We start from the raw sequence: 18,223 nt of genomic DNA, 5'->3' as shown, positions 1-18,223 counted from the left end.
AGGTCGCCGACCACCCCATGCCGACCGGTCAGGAGGAGATCTGGCGGTTCACGCCGGTGGACCGGTTCACCCCGATCCTCGGTGAGGCCCCGACGGCCGCCGAACTCGACTGGCACGTCGCCGGTCCGGACGCCGTCACCACGACGGCCCTCGAGGCCGCCGATCTGCGCGATCTCGCCGAGACCCCGCAGGACCGTCTCTCGGTGCTGGCCGTGGCCAACGCCCAGGCCCCGGCGCGGCGGGTCGTCGTGCCGGCCGGGGTGGAGCTCGACAGCCCCGTCGAGATCACCCTGTCGGGGACCGGCCCGGGCACGGCGGTCTTCCAGAACGTCGTCGTCGAGATCGGTGAGGCCAGCTCCTCGACCATCGTCGTGCGCTACCGCGGCTCGGCCGCCCTCGACGAGAACTGGACCTTCCGGATCGGCGACGGCGCCCACACGACGATCCTCTTCGTCCAGGAGTGGGAGGACGACGCCGTCCACGGCGCCCAGATCGCCTTCGAGCTGGGACGCGACACCACGGTGCGCACCGCCCAGGCGAGTTTCGGGGGCAAGGTGCTGCGTATCTCGCAGACGGCCTCCTACCAGGGCCCCGGCGGCGACCTCACCCAGCTCGGCGTGTACTTCGTCGACGCCGACCAGCACATCGAGCACCGGCTCTTCGTCGACCACGACGCCCCGCGCACCGTCTCCCATGTCGACTTCCGTGGCTGTCTCCAGGGCCAGGACGCCCACTCCGTGTGGATCGGCGACGTCCTCATCCGGCCGACCGCCGAGGACATCGAGACCTTCGAGTCGAACAAGAACCTCGTCCTCACCGAGGGCTGTCGCGCCGACGCCGTCCCCAACCTGGAGATCCAGACCGGACGGATCCGCGGCGCCGGGCACTCCGCCTCGACCGGCCGGTTCGACGCCGACCAGCTCTTCTACCTGCAGGCCCGCGGCATCGAGGAGGCCGAGGCGCGGCGCCTGGTCGTCCACGGCTTCTTCACCGACATCGTCCGCAAGATCGGCGTGCCCGAGCTGACCGATGAGCTCATCGAGCGGATCGAGGCCGAGCTCGTCGCGACGCTCGGGTCCGCCCCGGAGCAGGTGGAGGCATGAGCGCCGTCAAGGCCATGGCCCTCTCACAGCTCGAGGAGGACCGTCCCGTCGAGGTGAGTGTCGAGGGGACCGACGTCGTCCTCGTCCTCACCGAGGGAACCGTCCACGCCGTCGGAGCGATCTGCTCGCACGCCCAGGTGCCCATGGTCGACGGCGACGTCGAGGGATGCGCCCTGGAGTGCTACATGCACGGGTCGATGTTCGACCTGCGCACGGGCAAGCCCCTCAACCTCCCGGCCACCGAGCCGATCCCCGTCTATCCCGTGACCATCGACGGCGACGACGTCCTCGTCGACGCCGCCCATCCCATCAAGGAGTCCTGAACACCCATGGCAACCCTGCAGATCACCGACCTTCGTGCCAATGTCGAGACCGAGTCCGGCCCCAAGGAGATCCTCAAGGGCGTCAACCTCACCATCAACTCCGGTGAGGTCCACGCCATCATGGGTCCCAACGGTTCGGGCAAGTCGACCCTCGCCTACACCCTGGCCGGTCACCCGAAGTACACCGTCACCGGCGGGCAGGTGACCCTGGACGGCGAGGACCTGCTCGCCATGTCCGTCGACGAGCGTGCTCGCGCCGGCCTCTTCCTGTCGATGCAGTACCCGGTCGAGGTGCCCGGCGTCTCCATGGCGAACTTCCTGCGCACCGCGCGGACCGCCATCGACGGCCAGGCCCCCAAGCTGCGCACCTGGGTCAAGGAGGTCACCTCGGCCCTGGCCCGCCAGGAGCTCGACGCCGACTTCTCCGAGCGCTCGGTCAACGAGGGCTTCTCCGGCGGCGAGAAGAAGCGCTCCGAGATGGCCCAGCTCGAGCTGCTCCATCCCAAGGTCGCCATCCTCGACGAGACCGACTCCGGCCTCGACATCGACGCCCTCAAGGTCGTGTCGACGGCCGTCAACCACTACCTCGAGGACCCCGCCAAGGGGCTCATGCTCATCACCCACTACACGCGGATCCTGCGCTACGTCCACGCCACCCGGGTGCACGTCTTCGTCGACGGCCGTGTCGTCGCCACCGGCGGTCCGGAGCTGGGCGAGGAGCTGGAGGCCAGCGGGTACGAGAAGTACGTCGAGGCCGCGAAGGCGCTCGCCTCATGACCGACGTCCTCGACGTCGACGCGATCCGAGCCGACTTCCCCATCCTCGCGACGAGGGTGGGGAGGTACCCCCTGACCTACCTCGACTCCGCCAACACCTCGCAGAAGCCGCAGGTCGTCATTGACGCCCTCGCCGACCACTACGAGCACCACAACGCCAACGTCGCCCGGGCCATGCACCGGTTGGGGCTCGAGTCCACCCAGGCCTACGAGGGTGGACGTGAACGTATCGCGCGCTTCATCGGGGCGGCTCGCCCCGAGGAGGTCATCGCCCTGAGCAATGCCTCCGAGGCCCTCAACCTGTGCGCCCACACCCTGGGGTCGAGGCTGGGGCCCGGTGACGAGGTCGTCGTCACCGTCATGGAGCACCACTCCAATCTCGTGCCCTGGCAGCTGGCCTGCCAGCGGACCGGGGCCCGCCTGCGCTGGTTCGACATCACCGACGAGGGCCGCCTCGACCTGGCAGCAGCCGAGCGTGAGGGGCTCATCAACGAGCACACCAAGGTCGTCTCGCTGGCTCTGGCCTCGAACGTCCTGGGCACCGTCAACCCGGTGGGTCGGATCGCCGAGCAGGCCCACGCCGTCGGCGCGACCGTCGTCGTCGACGCCTCCCAGGCCGTCCCGCAGCTGCCGGTCGACGTGTCGAGCCTGGGCGCCGACCTCGTCGCCTTCACCGGCCACAAGATGGTCGGACCGACCGGGATCGGGATCCTCTGGGGCCGCTACGAGCTCCTCGCCGAGCTGCCGCCCTTCCTCGGCGGCGGCGAGATGATCGAGATCGTGAGGATGGACCACTCGACCTACGCCGAGCCGCCGCACCGGTTCGAGGCCGGCACCCCGCCGATCGCCCAGATGGTCGGGTTGGCTGCGGCCGCCGAGTACCTCGACGGGATCGGCATGGAGGCCATCGCCGCCCATGAGCACGAGCTCGCCGGCTACATGCTCGAGGGGCTCGGGGGAGTGCGCGGCGTGCGCATCCTCGGCCCGCGCGATGCCGTCGACCACACGGGCACCGTCTCGTTCACCGTCGAGGGGGTGCACCCGCACGACGCCATGAGCATCATGGACGGCCGTGGCGTCGCGGTGCGCGGCGGGCACCACTGTGCGCGTCCGCTGCACGAGCGGCTGGGCATCCAGTCATCGCTGCGCGCCTCGTCGTACCTGTACACGACCCGCGAGGAGATCGACCGGCTCGTCGAATCCGTCGAGCACGCGCGCGACTTCTTCGCCGGAGGGAGGGCCTCATGAACGTCGAGGAGATGTACCAGCAGATCATCCTCGATCACTACAAGGAGAAGCATCACAGCGGGCTGCGTGACGGCTACGCCGCCGAGGTGACCCAGGTCAACCCCTCCTGCGGGGACGAGTTGCTGTTGAGGCTGCATCTGGACGGCGACCGGATCACCGACGTCTCCTACGACGCGGTGGGTTGCTCCATCTCGCAGGCCTCGACCTCCGTCATGACCGACCTCGTCATCGGCCGGACGATCGACGAGGCCCAGGAGCTGTACCGCGGATTCCAGGAGATGATGCGCTCGCGCGGTCGGGTCAAGCTCGACGAGGAGGTGTACGAGGACGCCGTCGCCTTCGAGGGCGTCGCCCAGCTCATGGCGCGGGTCAAGTGCGCCATGCTCGGGTGGTCGGCCCTGGAGGACGCCCTCCTGGAGAGCACCCGGGACTCGGCCGCCGCGCCGCAGACGAAGGAGGATCAGTCGTGAGCGAGGACACCACCAGGCCGTCCGACCTGGTCAACGACACCTTCCCCGACGGGTCGGGGAAGCAGGGCGGGGCCGTCGAGGGCGGGACGCCGTCGGTGCCCAGCGCCAGGCCCAGCGTCGACGACGTCATCGAGGCCATGAAGGACGTCATCGACCCGGAGCTCATGGTCAACGTCGTCGACCTCGGCCTCGTCTACGGCGTCAACATCGACGACGACGGGTCGGTCGTCATCGACATGACGCTCACCAGCCCGACCTGCCCGCTCACCGACCGGTTGGAGTACGACACCCAGACCGTCCTCGAGGGGCTCGTCACCTCGGTGCGGATCAATTGGGTGTGGCTGCCGCCGTGGGGTCTGGAGCGCATCACCGACGACGGTCGGGCGCAGTTGCAGGCCATCGGGTTCAACGTCTGAGGACGTGGGATCGTCTGAGGTCGTGGGATCGTGGGGGGTCGGGTGGCGTGGTCGCCCGACCCCCCACGTCGTCGTCCCGGGTGAGGTGCTGTGTCAGAGGATCCACTCAGGACGAGGCTCTCCCGAGTTTCACCTTGAGGAGGTCGTCGACCGGCCAGCTCTCCGGTGGTGCGGTCGTCGACGCGGTGGCGGAGTCCCACGGCACGGGTTTCCCGACCGGATAGGCCCGGTCGCCCTTGACGACGAAGGTTCCCCGCATGTCGCCCATTTCCAGATATGTGTCGGAATTGAGTTTCTTGAGTTCTGCGTCTTGGATGTCTTCCTTCTTGGTTCTGTACGTGAAGATGAGATAGGTGGTTCCGTCCGTCTGGAGATCGTCGATCTGCTTCTTCACGGCCGCTGGCTGTTCGACGTCCTGTTCCACTTGGATGCCGCCCGGTGTGGACTCGATGGGATAGGGGAACATCACGGTCAGGGGTGATTCCCCGGCGAGGTCTCCCTGGGTCACCGTGAGCTTTCCGACTCGGAGGTTCGCCATGACCGGTGTCTCGTCCGGTCCGACGTTGGTCTGGCCCTCGGAGAAGGAGGCGAAGGTTCCCATGACGACCGTGCTGGAGTACTTCGCGATGGCTTCGATGGAGTCCCAGGCCGGGCTCGCCAAGTGGACGTGGGCTGCTTGACCGCCGCCCGAGCCCTGGGAGGATGAACAGTTGGTGAGGGTGAGGAGCGCTACCGAACCTGCGCCCAGGAAGAGTGCGTGTCTGCGGGTGTAGGTGTGCCGGGTCATGGTGGAGTCCTTTCGTTCGCTGTGTCAGCCGTAGATGTGGTGGTAGCCCTTGAGGTCGTCAGACCATGGTGGGAACGACCCTGGGCACTGGGCGCCCTCGGCATTGGAGTTGCCGCGCATGATGGAAACACCGCATCCGTAGTCGGTGTGTGCCAAGCCGAGTTGGTGCCCGAATTCATGAATGAATATGTACTTGATCTTCCAGGCTTCGAGGCCATCGGTGGTCTTCGAGTTGACAGTGATGGATCGGGCGTGCATGTGGCCGAAGATATCGCACGACCAGTATGACATCATCCAGTAGCCGGCGCCCCCAACTGGTTCCCGTTTGACGAGAATGTCGTAGTTCGCAGATCGCTTGAATCCGCCGCTGACGCCATTTCGCCACCAATGTATAGTCGATTGATCGAGAACGTCGCTATACCACACCGTCATTCCGATCCCTGTCGCGTAGTAGTCGGGAAGCTTGCGGCTCAGGTTCGTGGACTTGCAGCCCGTCAGCGCATACGCATGGGCTGTGCCCGGGCTGGAAAGCAAGATCGACGCCATGGCCATGCACATGATGATCAGCAATGCGGGCACGATGCGCGTGACTCGCGACAGTGCTGTCTGGAAAAGGCTGGTTCGTGCGAGGATGTCCTTCATCGGGTGTTCCTTCGTCGTGGGGGGTGGCTCCGTCTGAACCTGTCATTCGTCGTTGACGGGGTCGACTCTGACCCTGTCCGGGGGCGGCGTGTTGATGACGTGAACCGTCGCCGCCATGCTGTGAATACGTTGTTGAAAGTCTAGCTCTTCCGTGTGAGTGCGGCGGGGGAGGTTGACAGTGTCGGTCGCCTCGGATGGTGTCGCCCGGCTGTTTTGCGATTGCAGGTGCCGGGCCGCGGCATGGTCAGCCATCCGAGGTTGAGCCCATCCTCATGACTCCGGCCACGTGAGTGGTGTGGAGTCTCCTCATGACCTGAGCCATCGATGGTCGTCCGGGGCCAGATTGACGTGCGAGACGGGCATGGCATCTATGCGATTCACCTCGAGGATTCGCGAGGGGTGGCGCCATCCGAGATGTCTCGAGTGTGGGGTGCGGGTCATGGGGCAGAGGATGATGACGCCGTCGTCGGTGGAGACGCTGGCGCGGGTCAGCCCGCCTAGCACGGTTGTCTGGCCGACCGGGTGATGGTGGCGCGGCCGACAGGGACTCTGCTCCGGAAACCACCACCGTTCCCGGCCCTGACGCGACGTTGCTCCAGAGCATTGACGTTGCTCCGGGAATACCGGGAGCAGGGTGCAGGTTCTGGCGCTGGGTGGGCGTCGGGGGTGAGCGGCTGGCGGATTGTGGAGCAGGGTGCAGTATCTGGCGCCACGTGGCGACCCTGACCGGTGGGCTCGGTGGTTCACGGGGTGGAGTGGCGTCGCGGTGCCGATTCAGGTTCCCGAGCAGGATTCAGGTTCCGGAGCAGGGCGCAGCTTCTGGAGCAGAGTGCCGTCGGGGGGCAGGGCGGCATCGGCGGCCAGCGCGCGTTGCGGTCAGCGGGCCTCGGCGGTCATCGTGGGGACGACGTGACGGGGAGCGTCCTCACACGACGAACCAGAAGATCACCCCGGCCGCGAGGATGACCCCGGCGGCGCCGGCGGCGATGATCGCGCTCGTCCGGCGTTCGACCCACACCTGGCAGAGGATTCCGATGATGGCGCCGAGGATGGCGGCCGAGGCGGTCGCTCCCCAGAAGATGCCCGGTTCCCCACGCTTGCACACACCGATGACCTGACGGCACAGGCTCCACCATGACAGATACCCGAAGAGCATGAGCCCGACGACGGCGACGGCCAGGCCGACGATGACCCAGGCCATGTAACGACGCCACGCCCGGGTGACCGCCTGGAGTTCAAGGTCCTCTTCCGGTGCCGCGTGACGGGGTGCTGCCATGGGTCCCATTGTGTCAACTCCCGGAGCCAGGTGCCCACCCGGCCACGGCGAGACGCTTACCGCCACCCGCCTCGGGACGGCGACAATGTCGCCATGACCTCAGACTTCGCCCTCACGCCCACCACGGGGGATTCGCGTCCCGTCGTCGTGCGGAGCCGGCCCCTGGGTGCCATGGACCCGACGACCCTGTACCGGATCCTCTGGTTGCGCAGCCGGGTGTTCTTCGGTGAGCAGGGCGTCACCGAGGAGGATCTCGACGGTCGCGAGCTCGAGCCGTCGACCGTCCTGGTGTGGGCGGCCAGCGGAGACGACGTCGTTGGGCACCTGCGCATCCTCGACGACGGCGACACCGTCGCCCTGGGCCGCGTCGTCACGGATCCGGCCTGGCGTCAGCGCGGGGTGGGGGCGCTCCTCGTCGAGCACGCCCTCGACCTGTGCAGGGGCAAGACCGTTCTCATCCACGCCCAGTCGTACCTCGAGCGGTGGTACGGACGGTTCGGGTTCGTCACCTGCGGACAGCACTTCGAGGAGGCCGGGATCGACCACGTCCCCATGGTGCGGGAGGCATCGGGTGCAGACACGCCGACGCCCAGGCCCTGACCCCCGCAGACCTCAGCGACCCTCGAGGTTGTTCGTCGAGAAGGTGTCGCACTGCTTCGGTGATCCGCTGGCGAACCCGCGCTTGGTCCAGTAGATCCGCATGGCGGACGAGCCGTGGGTCCAGGCGTCCTGGTCGACCTGCCCCTGCTGCTGTTCCTGGATGTGGTCGTCACCGACCGACTTGGCGGCGGCGACGATCTTCTCGATGTCGGAGGAGGTGACGTTCTCGATGAGGTCGTCCGGGTTGTCGGCGGCCCACTTGAGGTACGCCCCGGCGTAGCAGTCGGCCTGGAGCTCCAGGCGCACCGAGGCCGAGTGAGCGCCGGTCTGGCTGCCGGAGGAGTGCGCCTTCGACAGGGTCCCGATGAGGTCCTGGGCATGGTGTCCGTACTCGTGGGCGATGACATAGGCCTCGGCCGCGGTGCTCGTCTGGGTACCGAGTTGCTGCAGCAGTTCGCCGAGGAAGTTCGTGTCGAGGTAGACGAGCTTGTCGGCCGAGCAGTAGAAGGGGCCCATCTGGGCGCTGGCATGGCCGCAGCCGGTGTCGACGGCGTTGGTGAAGGGCTTGACGCGGGCCTTGGTGTAGCCGTCGATCTGGGTGGCCCAGTACTGGTTGATGCTCGTCGCGTACGCCGCCCACCGACAGTTCGGGTCCTTCCTGACGTCGGCCCCGGTCCGGCACGAGGTCGTCGACGCGACGGACGAGGTGCCCGTCCCCGTCTCACCGGTGTCCGAACCGAGGATGTTCGCCGGGTCGATGCCCAGGAACAGGGCGATGATGAGGACGATGACGCCGGCGCCACCGCCGATGGCGATCCGCCCGCCTCCTCCTCCGCCTCTGGAGGCACTCGAATCGATGGCGTCCTGGTCGATCTGCGCGTCGTCCTTGAAGTCCATGGTGGCGGCTCCCCGTCGGGCCCCTCACGGGCCGTGCGGACCCATGGTAGAGGCCCGGGGCAGCTCGTGCCGGCTGTTCGTCGACAGCGGTACGACGTCGTCCATGGTGGCCGTGGGGACGCGCGGTTTGGGGACCGGCACCGACGCGGGGCAGGATTGTCCGGTGCTGCAGGTCAAGGATGTGGAGGTCAGGGTCGGGGCCAGGCTCCTGCTCAACCCGGTGAGTTTCCAGGTGACGGCGGGGGACAAGATCGGCCTGGTCGGCCGCAACGGCGCCGGCAAGACGACCCTCACCCGCATCCTGGCCGGTGAGGGGTTGCCCGCCGCCGGCAGCGTCCGACGCACCGGGACCCTGGGCTACCTGCCCCAGGACCCTCGTGATCCCGACATGGAGACGATCTCGCGCGACCGGATCCTCTCGGCGCGGGGGCTGGACCACATGCTCGAGAAGATGCGCTCCCTCGAGCACGCCATGGCCCACGGCACCGACGCCGAGCGTGAGCAGGCGATGGCCAAGTACGCCCGGGCCGAGGACCGGCTCGTCGCCGCCGGGGGATACGGCGCCGAGGCCGAGGCCGCCCGGATCGCGTCCAACCTGGCCCTGCCCGACCGGGTGCTCGGACAGCCGCTCAAGAACCTCTCGGGTGGGCAGCGCCGACGGGTCGAGTTGGCGCGCATCCTCTTCTCCGGAGCCGACACGCTGCTCCTCGACGAGCCGACCAACCATCTCGACGCCGACTCCATCGTGTGGCTGCGGAACTTCCTCCAGTCGTACTCGGGCGGCGTCCTCATGATCAGCCACAACACCGAACTCGTCGAGGCCACCGTCAACAAGGTCTTCCATCTCGACGCCAACCGCGCCACTCTCGACATCTACTCGATGGGCTGGAAGCTCTATCTCGAGCAGCGGGCCGCCGACGAGAAGCGTCGGCACAAGGAGCGGATCAACGCCGAGCGCAAGGCCGCAGCTCTCCAGGCCCAGGCCGACAAGCTCCACGCCAAGGCGACCAAGGCCGTCGCCGCCCAGAACATGGCCCGGCGGGCCGAACGGCTGCTGGCCTCGGTGGAGGGGGAGCGGGCCGCCGACAAGGTCGCCGCGATCCGTTTCCCCGACCCCGCTCCGTGCGGTCGGACCCCGCTCATGGCGCGCAACCTCACCAAGACCTATGGCTCCCTCGAGGTCTTCACCGGGGTCGACCTGGCCATCGACCGTGGATCCCAGGTCGTCGTCCTGGGGCTCAACGGCGCCGGCAAGACGACCCTCCTGCGCATCCTGGCCGGGGTCGAGCAACCGGACACCGGCGAGGTCGTCGCCGGTCACGGGCTGCGGATCGGCTACTTCGCCCAGGAGCACGACATGCTCGACATGGACCGCACCATTCTCGAGAACATGGCGAGTGCCGCCCAGGACCTCAACGAGACCCAGATGCGCAAGATCCTCGGCTCCTTCCTCTTCACCAGGGACGACGTCGACAAGCCGGTCCGGGTGCTCTCGGGTGGTGAGAAGACCCGGGTGGCCCTGGCGACCCTCGTCGTCTCCTCGGCGAACGTCCTGCTCCTTGACGAGCCGACGAACAACCTCGACCCGGCCAGCCGGGAGCAGGTGCTCCGGGCCATCTCGAACTTCGGTGGGGCGATCGTCCTGGTGACCCACGACGAGGGTGCCGTCCACGCCCTGGAGCCTGATCGGGTGCTGTTGCTGCCCGACGGCACCGAGGACCTGTGGAGTCCCGACTACGCCGAGCTCATCTCCCTGGCCTGACCCGTCGGCCGGGGACGACGGTCCCCGCTGGGCCCGCGTCACGGCTGCCCGTGCCGTACGATGAGGCCCACCCGCATCCCAGGAGGTTCCATGGCCGCTCGCGCACCCCGACTCGTCGGCCAGGAGCGCCGTGACGTCGCCGACGACCTCGCCGTCCGGTACCAGGACGGGGCGTCGATCAGGTCCCTGGCCCAGGAGACCGGCCGGTCCTACGGGCTGGTCCAGAAGCTGTTGCGGGAGGCCGGCGTCGAATTCCGGTCGCGAGGCGGGGCCGATCCGGCGTCCCCGCGCACCAGGGCGCTGCGCGAGGAGGTCGCGGAGGCGGCGGTCCGAGCTGCCGACGAGGCCGAGTCCCGGGAGCGCCGAGCGCTCGCGGCGTCGGATCCGGCGGCGATGAGCAGCCTCCAGGAGGCCGTCGAGGTGGCCCGGCAGGAGGCGGCCAGGTCGACGCGCAAGGCCACGAAGGCCAAGCGCAAGGTGCGCAAGCTCCGTGACCAGGGCGCATCCAAGGCCAAGCGCAAGGCGGCCCGTCGCAAGGCGGACAAGCGTGCCGACAAGGCTGTTGCTGCCCAGCGGATGCTCGAGCAGGCCCAGGCGGCACTCGAGGAGGCCCGGCGCGGCTGAGCGCCCCCGGCAGGTTCCGCGCGGCTGAGCGCCCCCGGCAGGTTCCGCGCGGCTGAGCGCCCCCGGCAGGTCGGCTCAGGCGGACGGGCGTCGGGTGAAGGTCGTCACCTCGACGGCCACGGTGACCTCCAGACCGTCGGCCACCCGCGTGTCATGGTGGGCGCTCGGTCCCATGGCGACGACGTCGGCCGCCAGATCCGGGCCGAGGCGGACCCGGTCCCGCACGGCGTCGCGAGACACCGGCTCGAAGGGGCCGACCATCGAGGCCAACAGGTTCGACTGCTTGTCGGGCTGGATACCGATCATGCCCGTGGCCTCACGCAGTTCGACGAGGTGGTCGGGCAGCGGGGTGGCCACGACGAGGTGACCTCCCTCGACGAGGACTCGGGCGAATTCGTCACGGTTGCGGGGAGCGAAGACGCACAGGACGGCGTCCACCCTGTGTGAGCGCACCGGAAGCCGTTGCCATGTGTCGGCGACGACGGCGGCCATCCGCTCATGGGCCCGGGCGGCCCTGCGCACCGCCGCCGGGGAGATGTCGGTGGCCAGGCCGTGCGCGGGGTGCGACGCCGCGTCGTGGGCCGACAGGACGGCCGCCAGGTGGTGGCCGGTTCCGGCCCCGGCCTCGAGGATCCGTGTGGCGTGGGCGGTACGCCGCGTGAGCACCTCGTCGACGCCGTCGAGCAGGCCGGCGGCCAGCACCCGGGAGCGGGCCTCGAGCATCGCCGAGGAATCGGCGTTGGCCCCGGCCGGGGTGCTGATGAGGGTGAGGTGGCCGTCGCGGGCGACGTCGATCCGATGGCCCTGACGGCACACCACCGAACTCCCGTCGAGGGAGAGTGCCTCCTCGCGTCCACGTCGCTGGCAGGCCGGGCAGGCCAGCCAGTCGAGGACCGGCTCCAGACGGTCGGTGCGTACGCTCATCGGTCGGCGGTGTGGGCGGCCGAATCGCGGCGTCTGGCGGCCCGCTGGGCGATCTTGTGGCGGTCGCGCAGGTCTGCGCGGATGAGGATGACGACCCCGGCGACGGCGATGACGGTGAAGCAGAACCACTGGATCGCGTACGACAGGTGCGGGCCCTCGTCCAGCTCCGGGTAGGGGACCGGTACCAGCCCGCCGCTCTGTGACGGCGTCACCGAGGTGAGGGCGATGTAGCCGGAGGGCAGGGACACGTCGAGGGCCTTGGCGATGGCCGCCGAGTTGATGAGACGGGCCTTCCCGTCGACCGGGACGACGGCCGTCGGCTTGCCGTTCTCGTCACCGCGGACGTACCCGGTGACCGTCACCGTGCCGGACGGCGGCGCCGGGATCGTCTGGTCGTCGCCGGAGGACGCGGAACGGGGGAGCAGGCCGCGGTCGACGAGGACGTCACGCCCGCTCGTCGTGTGGAGCACGGTGACGATCTCCGAGCCGTCGGTGCTGCCCACCGAGCGGTAGCGCACCTGGATCTGCTTGGTCGCGTCGAAGGTGCCGGTGGCCGTCACCGGACGCCACTGCTGGGCCGAGGTGATGGAGCCGCCGAACAGCGTCGACCAGTCGACCGGGGCGGCCGACCGGTTGGTCCGGATGATGGCGTTGGCCGCCCGGCGTCCCTCCAGGCGGTGCACCTGCCACTCGCCGAGCCGGATCATGACGGCGGCGAGGACGGCGGTCAGCCCGATCAGTGCCAGCCATCGCACCCACAGCTTCCTCACCCGGGTGAGCCTAGCTCGTCAGCGCGAAGGGGCCGGTCCGGCGGGGCGAGCAGCGACTCCCACACCGGCGGCGGCAGCGCCGCGCGACGGTGCGTCGGGAGCCTCCGTGCCGGGCGCCTGCCCGTCGGGGGTCGACTCGCCCGTCGACTCCGCGGTCAGCACCTCCCCGGGGACGGTGAGGGCCGGGCCGAGCGCCCCGGCGGAGGTCGGCGGATCGGGAACCGCCCGGGTGCTCCGTCGGTCGGCGGCGTTGCCGAGGACGACCGCGATGGCGGGCAGCACGGCCGCCCCGGGAATGAAGAGCCATCGCCACGGGCTCGGCACGACGATGAGGAGGATGAAGCACACGGTGCGGATCGCCATCGACCACAGGTAGCGCCGTTGACGCCGTTCGAGGTCCTCGGAGGCCGACAACCGGGCCTGGGTGATGACGTGCGTGGAGGCCCTGCGACGCCGTACGGGAGCCACCTCCCGGGTTCGGCCTCCCACGACGGTCATGGGGCCAACCCTAGGACGATCGGGCCGGCTGCGGGTCGGGCCCGGCGAACTGTCCTCGGCTCGCGATAGGTTCTTCGACATGAGCGAACAGACTTCTGCGCCCGGTCGGGTCGCCCTCGTCACCGGTGGATCGCGCGGGATCGGCGCCGCCATCGCCGCCTCCCTGGCCGACGCCGGCTACCGCGTCGCCGCGACGAGCCGGTCCGGCGGAGCGCCCGACGGCGTCCTGCCCGTGACCTGCGACGTCACCGACGAGGCATCGGTGGACGCCGCCTTCGGGCAGGTCGAGAAGGCCCTCGGGCCGGTCGAGGTGCTCGTCGCCAACGCCGGTGTCACCCGGGACGGCCTGTTGGCCCGCATGGCCGAGAGCGATTTCACCGAGGTCGTCGACACCAACCTCACCGGCACCTATCGGGTCGTGCGTCGGGCCGCCCGCGCCATGACGAGGGCGAGGTTCGGCCGCATCGTCGCGATCTCCTCGGTCGTCGGCCTGCTCGGTTCCCCCGGGCAGGTCAACTACGCGTCCTCCAAGGCCGGTCTCGTCGGCCTGGTGCGGTCGGTGGCCCGTGAACTCGGGTCGCGCGGCATCACCGCCAACGTCGTCGCGCCCGGGTTCATCCGCACCGACATGACGGCCGAGCTGCCCGAAGCGACCGTCGCGGACTACCTGGGGCGGATCCCGACACACCGGCTCGGTGAGGTGGACGACGTCGTCGCCGCCGTCCGCTTCCTCGTCAGTGACGGGGCCGGATACGTCAACGGAGCCGTGCTGCCGGTCGACGGCGGCCTCGGCATGGGCCACTGATCCGCCACACCTCCCACCAGAAAGGACCTGATCATGGGACTTCTCGAAGGCCGCACCATCCTCGTCACCGGCGTGACGATGCACACCTCGATCGCCTACAGCGCCGCCCAGATCGCCCAGGCCGAGGGAGCCCGGGTCATCGTGTCGAACATCCCGAGGGCCGTCGGGGTCACCCGGCGCGCCGTCCGCAAGCTCGACCCGGTGCCCGACGTCATCGAACTCGACGCCACCGATGCCGAGCAGCTCGCTGCGCTCCCGCGGACCCTGGCCGAGTTGGGCGTCGAGCGGCTCGACGGGCTCGTCCACGCCATCGCCTACGCCAACCCGGAGCGCGCCCTCGGCGGGGCCTTCCTCGAGACGGCCTGGGAGGACGTCGACATCGCCCTGCACACCTCGACGTACTCCTACGTGTCGCTGGCCAAGGCCGTCCAGCCGGTCCTCGGCCCCGACGCCTCGGTCGTCGGCCTCACCTTCGACGCCACCGTGAGTTGGCCCTTCTACGACTGGATGGGCGTGGCCAAGGCCGGACTCGAGTCGGCCAATCGATATCTGGCCCGGTACCTCGGCAAGGACGGCGTGCGCTGCAACCTCGTCTCGGCCGGGCCGCTGGAGACCCTCGCCAAGAAGGCCATCCCCGGGGCGGCCGGGCTCAACGACGTCTGGGGTGAGCGGGCTCCCCTGGGTTGGGACTCCAGCGACACGACGGCGGCCGGCAAGGCCATCGTCGCCCTGCTGTCGGACTGGTTCCCCGCCACCACCGGCGAGATGATCCACGTCGACGGAGGCCTGCACTCGACCGGCGCCTGAGCGGCCCTGGCCGGGTCGTGCCCGGGTGCCGGGACGCCGCGTCTCAGCGTCCCGGCCAGGACACCGCCGCGGTGAGGGCCTCGGCGGCGACCTGCCGCAGGTCCCGCAGGGCTCGCTCCCGGGTCCCGGTTCCATGGGCGGTGAGGATCTCGTGGTTCGACGCGAGTCCGGCGTCACAGGCGTGCAGGACGGTCCACGCCAGGTCGAGCAGGCTCTGGTCGCCCTTGACGTGGCCCCGGCCGAGGGTGGGGGCGACGACGTCGGGGCGGTTCCCGGCGACGTCGTCGAGGTCGGTGAGCACCTCGCGGGCGTGGATCATCGCCGCGCGCAGCTGCCCGGAGGCCTCTGCCGGTGTCGGCGGCGGAAGGGGGCGTCGCGCCCGGAGCAGGCGCCAGTGGACTCCCTGGCCCACGAGGTCGCCGATCCACGTGAGCCCGAGCAGATCGTCGCGGGGTGACTCGTGACAGGTGACGACGACGCCGGCGTCCATGGCCGCCGCGGTGACCTCCGCCGGTCCGCGCAGGCCAGCCGGACGGCCCGGGCCCGGTAGGAGGAGGGCCCAGCGCGTCGGTTCGGTCGGTGATGGGCCCGACGGCGTCGGGCACGGGGATCCCGCGCCGATGCGCGACAGGGCCATCCGCACCGGCACCGACGCGACGGGATCGTGCTCGGGCATCCCCAACAGCTCGTCCGGATCGGCGACGTGGTGCGCCGGCACGAGCCGGAGAAGGGCCTGCTCGGCGTGCGCCGGGGTCGTCAGGCCCGACGACAGCGCGTTGAGCTCGCACGCCAGACGAAGGCAGATCGACAGCATCCCTCGACGATAGGCGCGACCCGGGGTGGGGGTGCGGTAGCGTCACGTCCATGAGCGCAGTGGTGCAGTTGGCCGACGTCACCGTCCGACGTGGTGGAACCATCATCCTCGACGACGTCAACTGGGTCGTCGACGAGGGCGAGCGGTGGGTCCTCGTCGGGCCCAACGGGGCCGGGAAGACGACCCTGCTGCAGATCCTCGCCGCCCAGATGTTCCCGACCAGCGGCCTGGTCGAGATCCTCGACGAGATCCTCGGAGCCGTCGACGTCTTCGAGCTCCGGCCGCGGATCGGCGTCTCCTCCTCAGCCCTGGCCCATCGCATCCCGGAGTCGGAGACCGTGCGCAATGTCGTCGTCTCGGCCGCCTGGGCGGTCCTGGGACGCTGGCGCGAGGCCTACGATCCCATGGACGAGGCCCGTGCCGCCGCGCTCGTCGCGCAGATGGGACTGGCCGGTCTCGAGGATCGGACCTACGGCACCCTCAGCGAGGGGGAGCGCAAGCGGGTCGAGATCGCCCGGGCCCTCATGACCGACCCGGAGCTGCTGCTGCTCGACGAGCCGGCCGCCGGACTCGACCTGGCCGGCCGTGAACAGCTCGTCGGCGTCATGAGCCAGATCTGCACCGACCCTGACGCCCCGGCGACGGTGCTCGTCACGCACCACATGGAGGAGATCCCCTGGGGCATCACCCATGCCCTCGTCCTGTCGGCAGGCCGGATCGTCGAGGCCGGTCCGATCGAGCGGACCCTCACCTCGCAGGTGCTCAGCCGGGCCTTCGGCATGGACCTGGAGGTCGGGCACGAGGATGGACGATGGAGCGCCCGGGCCGGCAGGGGGTGAGGTCATGAACTACTTCAGCAGACACCTGTGGTTGGCCTGGCTCGTCGCCTCGGCCGTGCTGGCCTGCCTCGAGATGCTCACCGGCGACTTCACACTGCTCATGATCGCGGCCGGCGCCCTGGCCGGGGCGGTGACGGCAGCCGTGCTCCCGGGCATGTGGCTGGCCCAGGTCATCGTCGCGGTCGTCGTCGCCGTACTGCTGCTGGCGGTGCTGCGCCCGACCCTGCTGCGCCGGGTGCGCAATTCGCCGGGGTACCGCTCGTCCCTGGACAGCCTCGTCGGTGCCGAGGGGGTCGCCGTCGGGCAGGTCACCGATGGCAGGGGTGAGGTCAAGGTCAACGGGGACACGTGGACGGCACGTCTGGTCACCCCGGGCCGGGTCGTCGAGGACGGGGAGCGGGTCGAGGTCTACGGCGTCGAGGGGACGACCCTGCTGGTGTACCCGGCCGACGCCGAGTTGGGGTGGCCCGGGCGCCAGCCCTCATGACTTGTGCGCGTCAGCCCTCGTGAACTGTGCGCGTCAGCCCTCGTGAACTGAGCGCGTCAGTCCGCGTGAGTGGGCCGGCGGATTCCGTCGCGTCCTGACCTACCCGGGTGGCAGACTGAGGTGATCCCGGAACGGTCCGGGACCCCGTCGCCTGCTGAGGAGCTTCCCATGCCCGAACTCATCGTCGGTCTCATCATCCTGGTGGTCGTCCTCGTCGCTCTCGCTTCGAGCGTCAAGATCATCCACCAGCAGAAGATCGGTCTCGTCGAGCGGCTCGGCAAGTTCCACCGGCGGCTCAATCCCGGCCCGCATCTGGTCATCCCGATCCTCGACCACGTCCAGTACAACCTCGACATGCGCGAGCAGGTCGTCCCCTTCCCGCCGCAGGGTGTCATCACCGAGGACAACCTCATGGTCAACATCGACTCGGTCATCTACTTCCAGATCGTCGATCCGGAGCGTGCGGCCTACGAGGCCCAGTCGTACAAGACGGCCATCGAACAGCTCACCATGACGACCCTGCGCAACATCATCGGTGGAATGGACATGGAGGCGGCCCTCACGAGCCGCGAGGAGATCAACCAGAAGCTCCGTTCGGTCCTCGACGAGGCCACCGGAAAGTGGGGCATCAAGGTCAACCGTGTCGAGCTGCGCGCCATCGAGCCCCCGCCGACGATCCGTGACGCCATGGAGAAGGGCGCCCGAGCCGAGCGTGACAAGCGAGCCGCCATCCTCCTGGCGGAGGGCCAGCGTCAGTCCCAGATCCTCGCCGCCGGCGGTGACCGGGAGTCGGCGATCCTCCGCGCCCAGGGCGATCGGGAGGCCGCGGTGCTGCGTGCCCAGGCCGACCGTCAGGCCCAGATGCTGCGTGCCGAGGGCGAGGCCCAGGCCATCACGACCGTCTTCGGCGCCATCCATGCCGGACAGCCCGATCAGGGTCTGCTGGCCTACCAGTACATGCAGATGCTGCCGACCCTGGCCCGTGGCGATGCGAACAAGGTGTGGGTCATTCCCTCCGAGCTCAATGACGCCCTGCGGGGGCTGGGATCGATGGTCGGCCATGACGGCGACGCCCGGACGCCCTATGAGGCTGCCGACCCGGGACACTTCAAGGCGCCGGAGAAGGTCGACGTCTTCGCCGAGATCGCCCAGCAGAAGGCCGACGAGAAGGAGGCCTCCGACGCCACCGTCCAGCAGGCCATCGAGGAGGCCGCCAAGCTCGAGAATCCCGGCGTCCGTCAGCACTCCGTGCCCGCCCCGCAGGCCCCTGAGGAGTTGACGCCGGCTCCCCAGCGGTTTTCCGAGGAGGCGACGGTCCAGGACTGGGGGCCGACGCAGCCCGACGAGGGCTGAGG

General features: G+C 69.5%; 23 protein-coding genes. 14 read left to right on the top strand and 9 right to left on the bottom strand.

Going from position 1 to position 18,223, the window contains the following annotated elements:
* The first annotated feature begins 17 nt into the window (after positions 1 to 17).
* From E0E30_RS07585 to E0E30_RS07560, 6 genes are all read left to right on the top strand, one after another.
* Positions 18 to 1,103 (top strand): SufB/SufD family protein, encoded by a 1,086-nt coding sequence (locus tag E0E30_RS07585; RefSeq protein WP_130866807.1) that lies wholly within the window; start codon positions 18 to 20, stop codon positions 1,101 to 1,103.
* Complete coding sequence (locus E0E30_RS07580) at positions 1,100 to 1,426, top strand: Rieske (2Fe-2S) protein (protein ID WP_130865782.1); 327 nt, start codon at positions 1,100 to 1,102, stop codon at positions 1,424 to 1,426. Before E0E30_RS07585 ends, E0E30_RS07580 begins: the two co-directional genes overlap by 4 nt.
* 6 nt (positions 1,427 to 1,432) lie before the next feature.
* Positions 1,433 to 2,203, top strand: coding sequence for a Fe-S cluster assembly ATPase SufC (gene sufC / locus E0E30_RS07575; protein ID WP_130865781.1), 771 nt, complete (start codon positions 1,433 to 1,435; stop codon positions 2,201 to 2,203).
* On the top strand, positions 2,200 to 3,450 hold the full coding sequence (locus E0E30_RS07570; protein ID WP_130865780.1) for a cysteine desulfurase: 1,251 nt from the start codon (positions 2,200 to 2,202) through the stop codon (positions 3,448 to 3,450). Before sufC ends, E0E30_RS07570 begins: the two co-directional genes overlap by 4 nt.
* Positions 3,447 to 3,920: a Fe-S cluster assembly sulfur transfer protein SufU gene (gene sufU / locus E0E30_RS07565; protein ID WP_130865779.1), complete on the top strand. Its 474-nt coding sequence runs from the start codon at positions 3,447 to 3,449 to the stop codon at positions 3,918 to 3,920. The genes E0E30_RS07570 and sufU overlap by 4 nt, the downstream gene beginning before the upstream one ends.
* Before the next feature lie 95 nt (positions 3,921 to 4,015).
* Entirely contained in the window at positions 4,016 to 4,336 is a 321-nt protein-coding gene (locus tag E0E30_RS07560; protein WP_130866806.1) for a metal-sulfur cluster assembly factor, read from the top strand.
* Between the two features lie 106 nt (positions 4,337 to 4,442).
* On the opposite strand, the gene E0E30_RS07555 is transcribed toward E0E30_RS07560, so the two are convergent.
* The 4 genes from E0E30_RS07555 to E0E30_RS07545 all read right to left on the bottom strand — a co-directional run bounded on the left by E0E30_RS07555 (position 4,443) and on the right by E0E30_RS07545 (position 7,050).
* Entirely contained in the window at positions 4,443 to 5,123 is a 681-nt protein-coding gene (locus E0E30_RS07555) for a hypothetical protein (protein WP_210115800.1), read from the bottom strand.
* 24 nt (positions 5,124 to 5,147) lie between these two features.
* Positions 5,148 to 5,765, bottom strand: a complete 618-nt coding sequence (locus E0E30_RS07550; protein ID WP_130865777.1) for a zinc metalloprotease — start codon at positions 5,763 to 5,765, stop codon at positions 5,148 to 5,150.
* Between the two features lie 42 nt (positions 5,766 to 5,807).
* On the bottom strand, positions 5,808 to 6,017 hold the full coding sequence (locus E0E30_RS13485; RefSeq protein ID WP_210115799.1) for a hypothetical protein: 210 nt from the start codon (positions 6,015 to 6,017) through the stop codon (positions 5,808 to 5,810).
* 673 nt (positions 6,018 to 6,690) lie between these two features.
* Complete coding sequence (locus E0E30_RS07545; protein WP_130865776.1) at positions 6,691 to 7,050, bottom strand: hypothetical protein; 360 nt, start codon at positions 7,048 to 7,050, stop codon at positions 6,691 to 6,693.
* A 162-nt stretch (positions 7,051 to 7,212) separates the two neighbouring features.
* Between E0E30_RS07545 and E0E30_RS07540 the strand changes: the two genes are divergently transcribed.
* Positions 7,213 to 7,641, top strand: a complete 429-nt coding sequence (locus tag E0E30_RS07540) for a GNAT family N-acetyltransferase (protein WP_130866805.1) — start codon at positions 7,213 to 7,215, stop codon at positions 7,639 to 7,641.
* Positions 7,642 to 7,653: 12 nt separating this feature from the next.
* Here the strand turns inward: E0E30_RS07540 and ypfJ are convergent, their stop codons facing one another.
* Positions 7,654 to 8,538, bottom strand: coding sequence for a KPN_02809 family neutral zinc metallopeptidase (ypfJ, locus tag E0E30_RS07535; protein ID WP_130865775.1), 885 nt, complete (start codon positions 8,536 to 8,538; stop codon positions 7,654 to 7,656).
* Between the two features lie 163 nt (positions 8,539 to 8,701).
* Between ypfJ and abc-f the strand changes: the two genes are divergently transcribed.
* Both abc-f and E0E30_RS07525 read left to right on the top strand, forming a co-directional pair.
* Positions 8,702 to 10,300, top strand: a complete 1,599-nt coding sequence (gene abc-f / locus E0E30_RS07530; RefSeq protein ID WP_130865774.1) for a ribosomal protection-like ABC-F family protein — start codon at positions 8,702 to 8,704, stop codon at positions 10,298 to 10,300.
* A 90-nt stretch (positions 10,301 to 10,390) separates the two neighbouring features.
* A complete protein-coding gene (locus tag E0E30_RS07525) occupies positions 10,391 to 10,924 on the top strand; it encodes a helix-turn-helix domain-containing protein (protein ID WP_130865773.1) in 534 nt (177 codons plus the stop codon).
* A 75-nt stretch (positions 10,925 to 10,999) separates the two neighbouring features.
* On the opposite strand, the gene E0E30_RS07520 is transcribed toward E0E30_RS07525, so the two are convergent.
* The 3 genes from E0E30_RS07520 to E0E30_RS07510 form a co-directional block, all read right to left on the bottom strand.
* The gene (locus E0E30_RS07520; RefSeq protein ID WP_245306665.1) at positions 11,000 to 11,647 is read right to left on the bottom strand and encodes a methyltransferase domain-containing protein; all 648 of its coding nucleotides are present in this window, start codon (positions 11,645 to 11,647) and stop codon (positions 11,000 to 11,002) included.
* 197 nt (positions 11,648 to 11,844) lie between these two features.
* Complete coding sequence (locus E0E30_RS07515; RefSeq protein WP_210115798.1) at positions 11,845 to 12,618, bottom strand: SURF1 family cytochrome oxidase biogenesis protein; 774 nt, start codon at positions 12,616 to 12,618, stop codon at positions 11,845 to 11,847.
* 18 nt (positions 12,619 to 12,636) lie between these two features.
* The gene (locus E0E30_RS07510) at positions 12,637 to 13,116 is read right to left on the bottom strand and encodes a DUF3099 domain-containing protein (protein WP_130865771.1); all 480 of its coding nucleotides are present in this window, start codon (positions 13,114 to 13,116) and stop codon (positions 12,637 to 12,639) included.
* Positions 13,117 to 13,195: 79 nt separating this feature from the next.
* On the opposite strand from E0E30_RS07510, the gene fabG reads away from it, so the two are divergent.
* Both fabG and fabI read left to right on the top strand, forming a co-directional pair.
* The gene (fabG, locus tag E0E30_RS07505) at positions 13,196 to 13,921 is read left to right on the top strand and encodes a 3-oxoacyl-ACP reductase FabG (protein WP_130865770.1); all 726 of its coding nucleotides are present in this window, start codon (positions 13,196 to 13,198) and stop codon (positions 13,919 to 13,921) included.
* Positions 13,922 to 13,954: 33 nt separating this feature from the next.
* Positions 13,955 to 14,728, top strand: a complete 774-nt coding sequence (gene fabI / locus E0E30_RS07500) for an enoyl-ACP reductase FabI (protein ID WP_130865769.1) — start codon at positions 13,955 to 13,957, stop codon at positions 14,726 to 14,728.
* A 43-nt stretch (positions 14,729 to 14,771) separates the two neighbouring features.
* Here fabI and E0E30_RS07495 read toward each other — a convergent pair whose 3' ends face one another.
* Positions 14,772 to 15,542 (bottom strand): hypothetical protein, encoded by a 771-nt coding sequence (locus E0E30_RS07495; protein ID WP_130865768.1) that lies wholly within the window; start codon positions 15,540 to 15,542, stop codon positions 14,772 to 14,774.
* A 50-nt stretch (positions 15,543 to 15,592) separates the two neighbouring features.
* Here E0E30_RS07495 and E0E30_RS07490 point away from each other — a divergent pair, with 50 nt between their 5' ends.
* The 3 genes from E0E30_RS07490 (at position 15,593) to E0E30_RS07480 (ending at position 18,221) form a co-directional block, all read left to right on the top strand.
* The gene (locus E0E30_RS07490) at positions 15,593 to 16,381 is read left to right on the top strand and encodes an ABC transporter ATP-binding protein (RefSeq protein WP_130865767.1); all 789 of its coding nucleotides are present in this window, start codon (positions 15,593 to 15,595) and stop codon (positions 16,379 to 16,381) included.
* A 4-nt stretch (positions 16,382 to 16,385) separates the two neighbouring features.
* Complete coding sequence (locus E0E30_RS07485; protein ID WP_130865766.1) at positions 16,386 to 16,868, top strand: NfeD family protein; 483 nt, start codon at positions 16,386 to 16,388, stop codon at positions 16,866 to 16,868.
* 168 nt (positions 16,869 to 17,036) lie between these two features.
* Positions 17,037 to 18,221: an SPFH domain-containing protein gene (locus tag E0E30_RS07480; RefSeq protein ID WP_130865765.1), complete on the top strand. Its 1,185-nt coding sequence runs from the start codon at positions 17,037 to 17,039 to the stop codon at positions 18,219 to 18,221.
* Positions 18,222 to 18,223 lie beyond the last annotated feature (2 nt).

It is taken from the genome of Acidipropionibacterium timonense, assembly GCF_900605005.1.
Taxonomy (GTDB): Bacteria; Actinomycetota; Actinomycetes; order Propionibacteriales; family Propionibacteriaceae; genus Cutibacterium; species Cutibacterium timonense.
This window is presented reverse-complemented; position numbering and strand designations above follow the sequence as displayed.